Source organism: Actinomyces sp. S6-Spd3 (assembly GCF_000758755.1).
In the GTDB taxonomy this organism is placed as follows: Bacteria; Actinomycetota; Actinomycetes; order Actinomycetales; family Actinomycetaceae; genus Pauljensenia.
Window position 1 is genome coordinate 142,805 of sequence record NZ_JRMV01000275.1, and the last position, 13,084, is coordinate 155,888.

The 13,084-nt window shown below is 56.5% G+C and carries 15 protein-coding genes; 1 reads left to right on the top strand and 14 read right to left on the bottom strand.

What is annotated here, in order from left to right:
• Positions 1-36: 36 nt before the first annotated feature.
• The 6 genes from HMPREF1627_RS04890 to HMPREF1627_RS04915 all read right to left on the bottom strand — a co-directional run bounded on the left by HMPREF1627_RS04890 (position 37) and on the right by HMPREF1627_RS04915 (position 3,849).
• Complete coding sequence (locus tag HMPREF1627_RS04890; protein ID WP_034501598.1) at positions 37-882, bottom strand: TrmH family RNA methyltransferase; 846 nt, start codon at positions 880-882, stop codon at positions 37-39.
• 7 nt (positions 883-889) lie between these two features.
• Positions 890-1,270: a 50S ribosomal protein L20 gene (gene rplT, locus HMPREF1627_RS04895; protein WP_034501599.1), complete on the bottom strand. Its 381-nt coding sequence runs from the start codon at positions 1,268-1,270 to the stop codon at positions 890-892.
• 29 nt (positions 1,271-1,299) lie between these two features.
• Positions 1,300-1,494, bottom strand: coding sequence for a 50S ribosomal protein L35 (gene rpmI / locus HMPREF1627_RS04900; protein ID WP_034501600.1), 195 nt, complete (start codon positions 1,492-1,494; stop codon positions 1,300-1,302).
• Positions 1,495-1,541: 47 nt separating this feature from the next.
• Positions 1,542-2,213 carry a translation initiation factor IF-3 gene (gene infC / locus HMPREF1627_RS04905; protein ID WP_072456100.1) on the bottom strand — a complete coding sequence of 224 codons (672 nt, stop codon included), beginning with the start codon at positions 2,211-2,213 and terminating at the stop codon, positions 1,542-1,544.
• Between the two features lie 266 nt (positions 2,214-2,479).
• Positions 2,480-3,238: an SseB family protein gene (locus HMPREF1627_RS04910; RefSeq protein ID WP_034501602.1), complete on the bottom strand. Its 759-nt coding sequence runs from the start codon at positions 3,236-3,238 to the stop codon at positions 2,480-2,482.
• On the bottom strand, positions 3,238-3,849 hold the full coding sequence (locus tag HMPREF1627_RS04915; protein WP_052040852.1) for a hypothetical protein: 612 nt from the start codon (positions 3,847-3,849) through the stop codon (positions 3,238-3,240). Before HMPREF1627_RS04915 ends, HMPREF1627_RS04910 begins: the two co-directional genes overlap by 1 nt.
• Positions 3,850-4,010: 161 nt before the next feature.
• On the opposite strand from HMPREF1627_RS04915, the gene HMPREF1627_RS04920 reads away from it, so the two are divergent.
• On the top strand, positions 4,011-4,244 hold the full coding sequence (locus tag HMPREF1627_RS04920; RefSeq protein WP_034501604.1) for an RNA-binding S4 domain-containing protein: 234 nt from the start codon (positions 4,011-4,013) through the stop codon (positions 4,242-4,244).
• A gap of 76 nt (positions 4,245-4,320) precedes the next feature.
• On the opposite strand, the gene dnaE is transcribed toward HMPREF1627_RS04920, so the two are convergent.
• The 8 genes from dnaE to ftsZ all read right to left on the bottom strand — a co-directional run bounded on the left by dnaE (position 4,321) and on the right by ftsZ (position 13,038).
• Positions 4,321-7,869: a DNA polymerase III subunit alpha gene (gene dnaE / locus HMPREF1627_RS04925; RefSeq protein ID WP_034501605.1), complete on the bottom strand. Its 3,549-nt coding sequence runs from the start codon at positions 7,867-7,869 to the stop codon at positions 4,321-4,323.
• A 56-nt stretch (positions 7,870-7,925) separates the two neighbouring features.
• Positions 7,926-8,840 carry an RluA family pseudouridine synthase gene (locus HMPREF1627_RS04930; protein ID WP_034501606.1) on the bottom strand — a complete coding sequence of 305 codons (915 nt, stop codon included), beginning with the start codon at positions 8,838-8,840 and terminating at the stop codon, positions 7,926-7,928.
• Between the two features lie 2 nt (positions 8,841-8,842).
• Positions 8,843-9,328 (bottom strand): signal peptidase II, encoded by a 486-nt coding sequence (gene lspA / locus HMPREF1627_RS04935; protein ID WP_234305250.1) that lies wholly within the window; start codon positions 9,326-9,328, stop codon positions 8,843-8,845.
• 71 nt (positions 9,329-9,399) lie between these two features.
• On the bottom strand, positions 9,400-10,014 hold the full coding sequence (locus tag HMPREF1627_RS04940) for a DivIVA domain-containing protein (protein WP_034501608.1): 615 nt from the start codon (positions 10,012-10,014) through the stop codon (positions 9,400-9,402).
• A 195-nt stretch (positions 10,015-10,209) separates the two neighbouring features.
• On the bottom strand, positions 10,210-10,518 hold the full coding sequence (locus HMPREF1627_RS04945; protein WP_034501609.1) for a YggT family protein: 309 nt from the start codon (positions 10,516-10,518) through the stop codon (positions 10,210-10,212).
• A 2-nt stretch (positions 10,519-10,520) separates the two neighbouring features.
• Complete coding sequence (locus HMPREF1627_RS04950; protein ID WP_034501610.1) at positions 10,521-10,991, bottom strand: cell division protein SepF; 471 nt, start codon at positions 10,989-10,991, stop codon at positions 10,521-10,523.
• Between the two features lie 59 nt (positions 10,992-11,050).
• A complete protein-coding gene (locus HMPREF1627_RS04955) occupies positions 11,051-11,797 on the bottom strand; it encodes a polyphenol oxidase family protein (RefSeq protein ID WP_034501611.1) in 747 nt (248 codons plus the stop codon).
• Complete coding sequence (ftsZ, locus tag HMPREF1627_RS04960; protein WP_034501612.1) at positions 11,797-13,038, bottom strand: cell division protein FtsZ; 1,242 nt, start codon at positions 13,036-13,038, stop codon at positions 11,797-11,799. The genes HMPREF1627_RS04955 and ftsZ overlap by 1 nt, the downstream gene beginning before the upstream one ends.
• Positions 13,039-13,084 lie beyond the last annotated feature (46 nt).

The window sequence follows — 13,084 nt, forward strand, 5'->3', positions numbered from 1 at the left end:
CACTTTTATGAATGATTCTTCGTCCCAGCAGAAGACCTAGCCTAGGCGAACGCTCTGCGACGCAAAGAGGCACATCGCAGCGGCGCTTGCAACGTTGAGGGACTCTGCCTGGCCGCTCATCGGAATCATCACCAGAGCATCGCATGCGGCCATTTCATCATCGCTCATTCCCTGTGCCTCGTTTCCGAAGACCCATGCGTGGGTTTGAGCAAGCCAGCCGCGTCTTTCCCAGGCGGCATACGACATTAATGAGCTCAGGCTGTAGGCACCTTGCGCACCGGAAGTCCCGAGGATTGCAGCATTCATGCCGCGCAAAGTCTGGCAGGCCTCGTCAAAAGATGCAGCGGGGACGATGGGAAGATGGAAAACCGAGCCAGCAGAGGAGCGAATGACCTTTGGACTGGAAGAATCAACACTTCCCTTGACGCTGATAATTGCCCGAGCCCCCATCGCATCTGCGGTACGCATGATGGTGCCGACATTACCCGGGTCTCTCCCCTGAGCAATGACGACGAGGGTATCCCCACTTTGGATTTCGGGCAGGGACGTCTCAATTGCCTCTGCACGTGCAACTGCGCAAATTCCCTGGCTGTCGCGGCTGATTGCTTGGGCGACTTCATCACTGACTTCATGAACCCAGCGGCAGGCCTGCGTTGCCTCGGAAATAAGCTCGCTGTGTAGGCGCGCTGCAGATGCAGAGTAATACACGTCCTCGACGAAGGAGGAACGATGCCGGACCAGTTCACGAACTGCCTGCGGGCCCTCAACCAGAATTTTCCCGTGCTTGAAACGCGCCGAACGCCCGGCCAGAGCCGCGACTTTCTTCACGCGTTCAGCATGAGGATTATCGAGGATGGACGGGCGTTCAGAAAAGTTATTCACCAAAAGCTCAGGCCTTGGGGGCGTTCACGTCTGCCGGCAGAGCCTTCTTGGCGACCTCAACGAGAGCGTTGAAGGTGGCAATGTCGTTGACGGCCAGTTCGGCCAGCATGCGACGATCGACCTCAACGCCTGCCAGGTTCAGACCCTGGATGAAACGGTTGTAGGTCATGCCCTGTGCGCGGGAAGCAGCGTTGATGCGCTGGATCCACAGGCGACGGAAATCGCCCTTCTTCGCCTTGCGGTCACGGTACGAGTACACGAATGAGTGCGTGACCTGTTCCTTGGCCTTGCGGTACATGCGCGAACGCTGGCCACGGTAGCCGGATGCCTGGTCAAGTACGGTGCGACGCTTCTTCTTGGCGTTAACAGAACGCTTAACACGTGCCATTTTCTAAATCTCCTTGTCGAAGGTGCGGGTCACTTGCCCAGCATGGAACGGACGCGCTTGACATCGGCGGTGGCCAGAACCTGATCGGTGGCCAGACGACGGGTCTTGCGGGAGGACTTGTGCTCGAGGAGGTGGCGTGCGCCTGCCTGCTCGCGCATGATCTTGCCCTTTCCGGTCAAGCGGAAACGCTTCTTTGCACCGGAATGCGTCTTATTCTTCGGCATTATTTTGATCCTTCTTCTTCCGGACGGGGGCTGAGCCCCTGCCTTCACTACTTCTGTGCATCAGCCTCTTGCGAGGCCGCACGAGCTTGGTCCTTACTGGCGCGTTCAGCGCGCTTACCGCGGCGTTCTTCACGCTCGGCTTCACGACGCTTACGCTGCTCGTTCACCGCATCGGACTTGCGCTTCGTAGGCGCAAGAACCATGGTCATGTTGCGGCCATCTTGACGAGGCATAGATTCGACGGTGGCGAGTTCTCCCACCTCTTCAGCCAGACGCTGCAAGAGTCGGACGCCCGCTTCGGGTCGTGACTGCTCACGACCGCGGAACATGATCATGACCTTGACCTTGTCACCGGCAGAAAGGAAACGCTCAACGTGTCCCTTCTTAACAGAGAAATCGTGGTCATCAATCTTCAGTCGGAAACGGATTTCCTTCAGCTGGGTGTTCGCCTGGTTACGGCGAGCATCACGGGCCTTCTGGGCCGCTTCGTATTTGTACTTTCCGTAGTCCATGAGTTTTGCAACCGGCGGCTTAGCGTCGGGTGCAACCTCGACCAGGTCGAGGCCCGCTTCTTCGGCAAGACGCAGTGCGTCTTCCACGCGGACAACACCAACCTGTTCTCCTCCGGGTCCCACGAGACGTACCTCGGGAACTCGAATCCGCTCATTGATGCGAGGCTCGCTAATGAGTGGCTCCTTCCACAGTCGTATCCGTGACACGAAAAATGCCTCCGTGCCACTGTGCGCACGAAGGCTTATCCCGGCAACAACATCCGTCCGGATGCTACCGTTTAACCCGATCCCCTGGCTCTACGTGGGCAACCCGGTAACCCGGGCGGGAATCAAGGTGGGAGAAACTCCGCTTGCACGATCGGGGCGAAATCCCCGATTGGTCGAAACAATCTTAGCAAAAGATTCCATTCAACGCGAAGGCCCTTCACAAGCCACAGCGATGGAATCTCTCACATGCTCGCCCTGTGATGCCCCTATCCGGCTAGTGTCCCCCAGCGCGGAACCCACTGAATATCATCAGCAACGGCTCTCAGACGCTTATTCGAATTCAGAACGTCGATCGTGTGCAAGACTCTTTCGCGCAACTGCGCACGATCCGCTTCTTCCACTGCTTGCGGATCAATGACGAGGCTGACCCTACATACACCCATTCCCGCATACTCGACGCTCAGATCAATAATCGATGAGCATTCATCCTGTGCCTGCCGGAAAAGAAGGTCCCGTAGTTCCTGATCTTTCCATGCTGGGAGCCAATGATCTCCCTGAGCAAGCGCGCTCGTTGCACTGCGAGGGATGAGAATATCGCGGCTGCTAGGATCCACGATAACCTTGCCTGCGCTCTCAACTAATGCAGCCAATGCGAGGCGGCGAAAGCTCAGCGCCATGGGACGAGCATTCGGGTCATACGCGCCCAGTGACTGCGCGGAGGTAAAGGCAGCAATCGCTGGCCCTGCCACCGTTTCAACGCGAAGAAATCCGACGGGATCATGTCCGGCCTCCCCCGCGTGAATCCCTGTCACCCGAGGATCTTCTTCAACGCGGATCGGGACAATTACGCGTTCGTTTTCGAAGGCATGAACCAGTGCCTCAAGCTGAGACGCACTACCGTCTTCACCGCTTTGAAGAGCCCGCGCGGTTGCTTCCAAGAGCTGACCAGAATCCTCACGGTTGTGAGAAGCCATCGCTAAGCGCTGAGCCAAACGGTTCTTCTGCGCCTCTCCGATATCCACCATCAACGCTTCCTGAACCACATGAAACGGCCTCGTTTGCCGCCTTTACCATCGGCTTGAATCGAATCGGGATAGTCTTCGGGAACCGTACGCCCAAGAAGTAAATCCTCGGTTGCCTGAGGCATTGCTCCAAGCAAAAGCCCCGCTGGAATATCGTCTTCACTATGGCCATTGACGTAGCGTTGAGCGGTAATTTGCCCCGAGACTCCCGGTTCGATTCCATCGCCCTCAACGAGCCAGGACATGATCGCAACTGCTCCATACTTCGAAAGTCGCGAGATCACAGAAGCAACCTTGTCGACCTCGGCGGGCATCGCTCGACGCCCAGTGAGCAGGACGTTCAGTTCGTCTTCTTGCGTCGTCTGGGTCTGCACGCGAAGCCAAACTCCCGTCCACGGTTTCAGACGGACCACGGCCTCGTGAATTCCGGAAAGGGCAAGAAGGGAGTGCAGGGCCTCAGCGGAAGGAATCGGCGCGAGGATCAATGCGACGGAGAGCTTTCCCCCCTCAAGGTGAAGAGCCTCATCAACGGGAGTGTCAAGATCATCAGTGGTTGGGTTCTGGCTGGCCGCCGCATCTTCCGGCACACCGCCCGCGTCCAAATCGGTTTCCATGCCTGCGACTAGATCGCGAAATTGCGCATCGAGATCCCGATTCTGGTCTTCAGACACAGGGCCCTCCCACTTCGTGTTGATTACTTGGCCTATCGTATCGCGTGCGCGGCGCGTGTGATAATACGAAGCAAAAAGAAGACTTTGGAAACCTAGGAGTCTATATGTCATCGGTCCCCACAATCGAGGTTCGCGGGGCTATCCGCCTTGGACAGTTCCTGAAACTTTCTGGCCTTGTTGAAGATGGGGCCGAGGCACGCGAACTCATCCAAAGTGGCGATGTGTGCGTCAATGGCGAGGTAGAGACTAGGCGCGGACATGCCCTTGAGGATGGAGAACTCGTCGAGCTTCACACCGCCACGGGGACCTACGCGGCGCGCGTGAGCGTCGTCGATTAAGCGACGAGGCCACCGGCCACCACGCAAAGATGCCGCGCTCCCCCATTGGCGGCGTTTTCTACCGGGTTTCGTGCGATCAGTGCGAGGTTAGAACACCATCCGCACCGACAACCGCCTTCACGTGGCTAAAGAAGGGGCCCGATTGCGTGACTCGAAGTGAAGAGTCCAGCTCAACGATGGTGACACGTCCGGGTTCACGCAGATGCAGTCGGACGGGTGACGACCCGGGGAAAGTCTCTAGGACTTCCTTGAGTTCACGCAAAAGCTCAGGTGTGCAGCGCGATGCTGCCAATTCCAGGTCAAGGGGAACATTACCGTCCTCGCGCAATTCCAGGATATTCATGGACTGTCCGTAGATCGATACCTGTTCGTCACGCGTATTGACGCGCCCTTCAATCTGAACAACCAAGTCGGGAGCAAGGAAAGTCTGGACAGTCTCATAGGCACGGGGGAAGAAGAGGACTTCCACTGAACCGCTCAGATCTTCAATCGTTGCAATTGCCCAAGGATTGCCCTGCTTCGTGACCTTTGTTTGGACCGCGGAAACCAATCCCGCGATCTTCACCGTTCGGTCGACCATGGATTCTTCCCCACCGACGATCTGCGCAATTTCGACGTCTTGGTGTCTCTCCAGCGCGCCTTCGAGGCCGCGCAGAGGGTGGTCCGAGACGTACAGACCCAGCATCTCGCGTTCTTCGGCGAGCTTTTGGCGGCGGTCGAATTCAGGCAGATTCGGGATTTCGATGGCCAGTGAAGAACCCGGCTCATCTCCCATCCCCATGCCGCCAAAAAGATCAAACTGCCCGATTGCCTCGTTGCGCTTGAGGTCGATCACTGCATCCACGGCCTCGTCGCAGCGGGCGAGAAGCGAACGGCGGGTGTAGCCAAGCGAGTCGAAAGCTCCCGCACGAATCAAGGACTGAATGGTGCGCTTATTACACACAACCTGGGGAACCTTGTCGAGGAAGTCTTGGAAGTTGGTGAACTTTCCCTTTTCCTTTCGGGTCTCCACGATGGCATCAACGACGTTGGCTCCAACGTTTTGGATAGCGTTCAAACCGAAACGAATATCCTGCCCATCAGGAGCAAAGGTTCCCATCGAATGATTGACATCCGGAGGAAGCACCGTGATGCCCATGTGACGGCATTCCGCCAAATAGAGAGCACGACGGTCCTTGTTGTCCTTCGTTGAGGTCAGCAGGGCTGCCATGTATTCGGTCGGGTAATTCGCTTTCAGGTAAGCAGTCCAGTAGGACACCAAACCGTATGCCGCAGAGTGTGCCTTGTTAAAAGCGTAGGCAGAGAAGGGAACAACGACGTCCCACAGAGCTTGAATCGATTCCTCGGAGTACCCGTTATCGATCATTCCCTGGCGGAAGCCCTTGAACTGTTGGTCCAGAACTTCCTTCTTCTTCTTACCCATGGCCTTACGCAGAATATCTGCCTGTCCCAGAGAGTAGCCTGCCAGCTTCTGGGCGATCTGCATGACCTGTTCCTGGTAGACGATCAGACCGAAAGTCGTGCCAAGAATGTCTTCGAGTGGCTCCGCGAGCTCGGGGTGAATAGGGGTGATCTCTTGACGCCCGTTCTTACGCAGCGCGTAGTTCGTGTGGGAATTTGCGCCCATGGGCCCCGGGCGATACAGCGCACCGACAGCCGAGATGTCTTCGAAGTTATCGGGTTTCATGAGCTTGAGAAGATCGCGCATGCCACCGCCATCAAGCTGGAAAACACCCAGAGTGTCTCCGCGTCCCAATAGCTCGTAGGTTGCCGGGTCATCCAGCGCCACATGGTCTAGATCTGGATCTTCTTTCCCGTTGAGCTTGATGTTCTCCAAAGCATCTGAGATGACGGTGAGGTTTCTCAGGCCCAAGAAGTCCATCTTGAGCAGGCCGAGCCCTTCACAGGTCGGATAGTCAAACTGCGTAATGATTGCGCCGTCTTGCGGGCGCTTCATGATCGGGATGATGTCCGTGAGCGTATGCGAAGACATAATGACAGCGCAGGCGTGCACACCCCACTGACGCGTCAGTCCTTCAAGGCCCAGGGCATATTGGACGACCTCGTGAATGTCCGGGTTCTCTTCGTAATACTTACGGAACTCCGCCGCCTCGGCGTAGCGCTTGTCATTCTCGTCGAAGATGCCCGCAACAGAAATGTCCTTGCCCATGACCGATGGCGGCAGGGCCTTCGTCAGCTGCTCCCCCACTTTGAAGTCGCGCCCCAAAATACGCGCGGAGTCCTTCAAAGCCTGCTTCGTCTTGATTCGACCGTAGGTAACGACCTGAGAAATACGGTCTTCGCCGTACTTTTGCTTGACGTACTCGATGACTTCATCGCGACGACGTTCGTCAAAGTCAACGTCGAAGTCGGGCATCGAAATACGTTCGGGGTTCAAGAAGCGTTCGAAGATGAGCCCGTGGTTGAGGGGGTTAAGCTCCGTAATCTTCATCGCGTAGGCGACCATGGATCCTGCACCGGAACCACGGCCCGGCCCCACGCGGATTCCTTGGCTCTTCGCCCAGTTGATGTAGTCCGCAACCGTCAGGAAGTAACCGGGGAAACCCATCTTGATGATGACGTCTTCCTCGTATTCTGCTTGCTTACGCACAGCGTCTGGAATTCCCTTCGGGAATCGCTCCTGAAGTCCCTTTTCAACTTCCTTGATGAACCATGAGGTCTTGTCTTCTCCTTCGGGCACCGGGAAGTCAGGCATATACGAGGCGCCTTCCGCGGTGGTACGGAAGTGGACCTCGCATCTTTCGGCAATCTCAAGTGTCGAGTCACACGCCTGGGGAAGTTCTTTCCATATCGAGCGCATCTCTTCGGAGGGACGAATGTAGTAGCCATCGCCGTCGAATTTAAAGCGATCAGGGTCAGAAATCCGCGACCCCGAGTTAATACACAAGAGCGCGTCTTGGATCCCGCGGTCTTCTTTCTTCACATAGTGCGCATCGTTGGTCGCTACCAGCGGAGCATCCATGAGCTTGGCTAGTTCGAGGAGCTGCTTTTGGGTACGGCGTTCAAACTCAATCCCGTGATCCATGACTTCGACGTAGAAGTTCTCGGGTCCGAAAATATCGCGTAGTTCCGCAGCCTCCGCCACGGCCTCGTCCCATTGTCCCAAACGCATGCGGGTCTGCACAGCTCCGGAGGGGCAGCCGGTGAAGACAATCAATCCTTTGTGGAAGCGCTCGAGGAGTTCTTTATCTGCGCGCGGCCACTTACCGAATTGTCCGTCTACCGAGGCGTAAGATCCCAAGCGGAAAAGATTGTGCATTCCCTCGGTTGAGTAGGCGATCAACGTGAGGTGATTGTAGGACCCCGAGGCCGATACGTCGTCCGAGCGCTGCCAGGGCTCACCCCAAGTGACTTTTTGGCGATCAAAACGAGAGGTCCCGGGGGTCACATAGGCTTCGAGTCCGATGATGGGCTTAATGCCGGCTTTCGTTGCTGCGTCGTAGAACTCATAGGCACCAAAGAGGTATCCGTGGTCGGTCAGACCAATTGCGGGCTGCCCCAAACGTACGGCTTCTGCCACCATCGGTTTGATTCGCGCAGCTCCATCGAGCATCGAGTATTCCGAGTGATTGTGCAGGTGCACGAACGAGTCCACAGGTGCCATGTTTCCAGTCTAGTGTTTCTCTTCAGGCCGTACTGATTGAATCGAGAGTCCAAGCCTTAGGCTTCACGCAAAGTATCAAGAGCTCTTTGAAGGTCATCCGGGTAAGGCGCGCGAACAGTTACAGGAAGTTGAGTGCGCGGATGGGTGAAGCCAAGTTCAACGGCATGAAGCCATTGACGTTCCAAGCCCAGTTCCTCCGCCTTCGTCGGATCCGCCCCGTAAAAAACATCTCCGACGCAAGGATGCCCGACAGCCGCCATGTGAACGCGAATCTGATGCGTACGCCCGGTCTCCAAGTGGACTTCGAGCAGCGCCGCACCCGCCATCAACTCGAGGGTGTCATAATGCGTCACCGCGTGTTTTCCCCCGTCGATCACAGCCATCCGCCACTCGCGCGAAGGGTGACGACCAATGGGTGCATCGATCGTTCCCGAGGCCGGATCGGGATGCCCGGCAACAACCGCGTGGTAAATCTTTCGGACTGTGCGCTCCTTGAATGCGCGCTTCATGACCGAGTAGGCGAGTTCCGATTTAGCAACCATCATCGCACCTGAGGTTCCCACATCGAGGCGGTGAACGATTCCCTGACGTTCAACAGGACCGTGTGTCGTGATGCGATATCCCGCTGCTGCAAGATTGCCAACAACTGTCGGGCCCGTCCAGCCGGGACCAGAGTGAGCAGCAACCCCGACGGGTTTATTCACAACGACGATGTCATCGTCGTCATAGAGAATATCCATACCAACAACGGGAGTGACAGGAACTTCCGGATCTGGGATGGTGATTTCGAGGAGGTCACTATCGCCAAGTTTGAGTGACTTTGAAGCTGGATTCCCATTGACTCGAATGTGGCCCTCAAGGATGAGATCAGTGCAGCGCGAGCGCGAGAGTCCAAGAATTCGCGAAAGAGCTGCGTCAATACGCTCTCCCACGAGAGCGTCAGGAACAGGCATGAGGCGAGTTTCAGGCATGATCAGTGAGCGCTACGTTTGGGGCCGATAAAGCTACCGATAAAGAGAAGGATGACAGCGCAGACAATCCAGATATCGGCGACGTTCCCGATGAACCAGTTCCCGTAACCAATGAAATCAACAACGTGTCCGTTACCCCAGCCTGGGTTTTGGATAAATCGATCGATGAGGTTGCCCGCTGCCCCGCCCAAGAGAAGAGCGCAGCCAAAGGCAAGGAAGCGCGAACGAACGCGGGGAAGATACATAATGATTGCAGTAACAACGACGCAGGCAATGCATGTGAAGATGATCGTTGTATGAGATCCCAGTGAAAACGCAGCGCCCGGATTGGCGGTTAGTTCAAGGCGGAGAAAAGATCCAAGAAGCGGACGAACAGTGCCGTCTCCTAAATTCTTCAACGCCCAAAACTTCGAGGCTTGATCGAGTGCGATTGCAAGGATTGCAATGAGGTAGGCCCAAATGAGCATTGCGCGGTTATTTTTCTTCACATAAAGATTATGACGGTGACGCCGCTCAGGCGCCACCGTCATAGGGAAGATAACGGATGTCGAAAAGACAATCAGTTCTGCGTACCGGCGTTTACTTCCTTGAGCAGGCCCTCGAGGTGGTCACGCAGGTTCGCACGGTATTCGGCTTCGAAGGAACGAAGCTCGTTGATCTTTCCTTCGAGCAGCGAGCGCTCCTGATCCAGCTGGGAGAGGATGTTCTGGTGCTGGTTCTGGGCATCGGCGATGATCTCATCACGCTTTGCGTTGGCGTCAGCAATGATTCGGTCGGACTCTTCGCGACCATCGCGCACGTATTCGTCGTGGACACGCTGAGCCAAAGCGAGCATCGAGGTTGCAGATTCTGCACTCTCCGGGGTCGCGGGGGCGACAGGAGCGGCAACGACAGTCTCGGTGACAGAAGCTGCGGGGGCAGGTGCCTCTTCGACGACGGGTTCGGGTTCTTCGGGTGCCGTGAAGGTGGTGGCTTGGCCGTTCGACAGCTCGGCTACGCGACGTTCAGCTGCTTCAAGCTCTTCGCGCAGGTTCTGATTCTCAGCCTGGAGGGTGTAGATCGTGGAGACAACTTCATCAAGGAAATCGTCGACCTCGACCTGGTCGTATCCTTCACGGAACTTAACGATGTTGAAGGTTTTGTTCAAAACATCTTCGGTTGTGAGCAGAGCCATTTGTTTACCTCTCGGTACTTGTTACGTGGCGCAAGTGCACTTACACCACCGGATCACCGATGAGGATGACCCGAACTACACACTGGAATAATAGCGGAACTAGCGTCACAATAACACCAATTTCCCCATATTTCACTTATTACTCGGGTGACACGCAAGCGCGACGGGATCGAGAGCGCGCGTCAGCTGCACAGATCAAACACCGAAGCCTCGAATAAAAACACCAAGGTTTTCACACAGGATCGTCACTAAGAAGACGATCATGAAGGCTGTGTCGATAGAGAGGTTTCCTCCCAAACGAACAGGCGGAATGATCTTGCGCAGAAACTTTATCGGAGGGTCTGTGAGAAAGTAGCTCACATTCGCGATCAGCAGAATGATTCCCCGTGGCCGCCATAACGGCGAAAGGAGGCGAATCCAGTCAAAAATCATGCGCGTGATCAGCACGAGCATGTAAAGACCGGCAAGAAGAGCAATCGCTCCTCCCAACCGCAGGAACAGCATTGTCAGCGTCCGAAGAGCGCGGTAGCCGAACGATTGGAGCCGGTGACGTCGCCAGTAACTTCAACGCTGTGGGGCGACAGGAGGAAGACGCGATCGGTCACGCGCTCAAAAACACCCTGGAGTCCGTAGGTCAGACCGACAGCGAAATCAATGAAGCGCTGCGCATCCTTATCGGAAACCTCCGAGAGGTTCATAATCACCGGAATACCGTCACGGTAGGGCTCAGCGATTGCGGGAGCATCATTGTAGTTCAGCGGGCGAACCGTCACGATGCGAGAAAGATCGGCCTGCTGAGAGCTACGACGCTCCTCGCGGTGGATCGGAGTGACATTCGATGCGGGAGTGGGCGTAATGTGAGCCACCTCTGTCTCCTCAAACTCTTCGGGAAGGAAGTCCAAAGTGCTCTCATCGACCTCTTCCGGGGTGTACCAACCCATGAATTGGCGTGCTTTCGCTCCGAAGCCTGACATCATGCTCTCCTTGAAATAATGGGACCTGTGCACAAGGTAATGCCCCAGAGCATCGCTTCAGCTTAAGAGTGTCGGCATGTCGCAATTACCGACGCAAAACGCCCACATTCGGGGGAACGACGGTAGGAATGGTAGGCCGGGTTCTCGAGCGTACACTCGCCCACCCAAGACGCGCTAACTCCACGTTCGCGGGCCCACTGTAAGGCAGCACCCGGCAAATCTAAGGCCTCGGTGCCCCATGACGTTTGCGAGGCAATGGCGGAGCAGCTGGCGGCGCTTTCTTCTCTCATCTGCGGCGAAACTTCATAGCATTTGCCGCAGATACACGGACCGATGAGCATAGAGATTTCTTCATTTTGCACGCCGCAGCAACGAAAAGCATCAAGGGCGTGCGACAAGATTCCGTGAAGGAAGCCGACCCGACCAGCGTGAACCGCACCGATGACTCCCTGGCGTGAACTCAACAATACCGGCATGCAATCTGCTGTCATTACCGCAAGGGCTGGCGGGGTTTCCCATTGACGAGAATCGACGACGATTCCGTCAGACTCGATGGGACCCCACTCCCCCATGCGCCCAGAGTCATAACAAGAGATCTTCGCAGGATCAAGAATCTCAACAGTGGCCGAGTGAGTCTGGTTCATCCAAACGATTGGTGCCCCGATCTGAGTAAAAAGTCCGAAACGCCGTTCTTCAACAAGCCGAGGGTCATCGGGAACATGCGCGCCATAGTTGTCCCGGTATGGGTCGGTGCCCGCGCCAACTTCAGTGAAGAAGACGCGGGCACCGGGCAGGTCAGTATGCTTCATCAGCGCAGGAAGTCCGGAATGTCCAAGACATCCGAATGCTGTTCCTCTTCGAAGACGCGAGGAACTTCGAGGGAAGAAGGAACTTCCTTCGATCCGTCTTCTTCGGTAGGACGCGCGATCGGAATCTGGTTGGTACGAGTCGGCAGTTCCGGATCTGCGCGGTGTGCAGCGGTATGAGTCGAGGCAACCTCACCGAGGCGGCGCTGCGGTGCCGGCTGCTGTTCGCTCTTTTCGGGGCGAGTCTGGACGGGGCGAGGCGCGATGACGGGTTCACTGATCGGGCCTGCCTGCGTCGCAACCTCATCAAAGCCTGCAGCGATAACTGTCACGCGGATCTCGTCGCCCAGCGAATCGTCGATAACCGAGCCGAAGATGATGTTCGCCTCGGGGTGCGCGGCCTCGCGAACAAGGAGCGAGGACTGGTAGATCTCCTGCAGACCAAGGTCGGAACCGCCCTGGAAGAACATGAGGACGCCGTGCGCACCATCGATCGAGGCCTCGAGAAGGGGCGAAGAAATTGCGGACTCAACCGCGCGCAGAGCGCGATCTTCACCGGTTGCAGAGCCGATACCCATGAGGGCAGAACCGGCATCCTTCATCACGGACTTCACATCGTTGAAGTCAACGTTGATCAGACCCGGAGTCGTGATCAGTTCAGTGATGCCCTGGACACCTGAAAGGAGGACTTGGTCAGCAGCGCGGAAAGCTTCAAGAACCGAAATATTCGCGTCAGAAATCTGCAGGAGGCGATCGTTGGGGATCACAATGAGGGTGTCGACTTCTTCGCGCAACTTTTCCACACCTGCATCCGCCTGAGAAGCACGGCGATTTCCTTCGAAGGAGAAGGGACGAGTGACGACACCGACGGTCAGTGCACCCGCGGTGCGCGCAATCTTTGCAACGACGGGGGCTGCGCCCGTACCGGTACCGCCGCCTTCACCCGCGGTCACGAAGACCATGTCTGCCCCCTCGAGGGCTTCGGTGATTTCGTCAATGTGGTCTTCGGCAGCCTGGCGACCGACCGCAGGATCTGCGCCAGCGCCGAGGCCGTGCGTGAGATCGCGACCGATATCAAGCTTGGTTTCTGCATCGGACATGAGCAGCGCCTGCGCGTCCGTGTTCACGGCGATAAATTCAACGCCCTTCAAGCCCACTTCAATCATTCGATTGACGGCGTTCACACCGCCACCACCGACTCCGACGACCTTAATAACCGCCAGATGATTCTGCGGTGCGACCATAACCCTGCCCTCTTTCTGCGCACCAACCTTAAACCTCAAGTGGAAG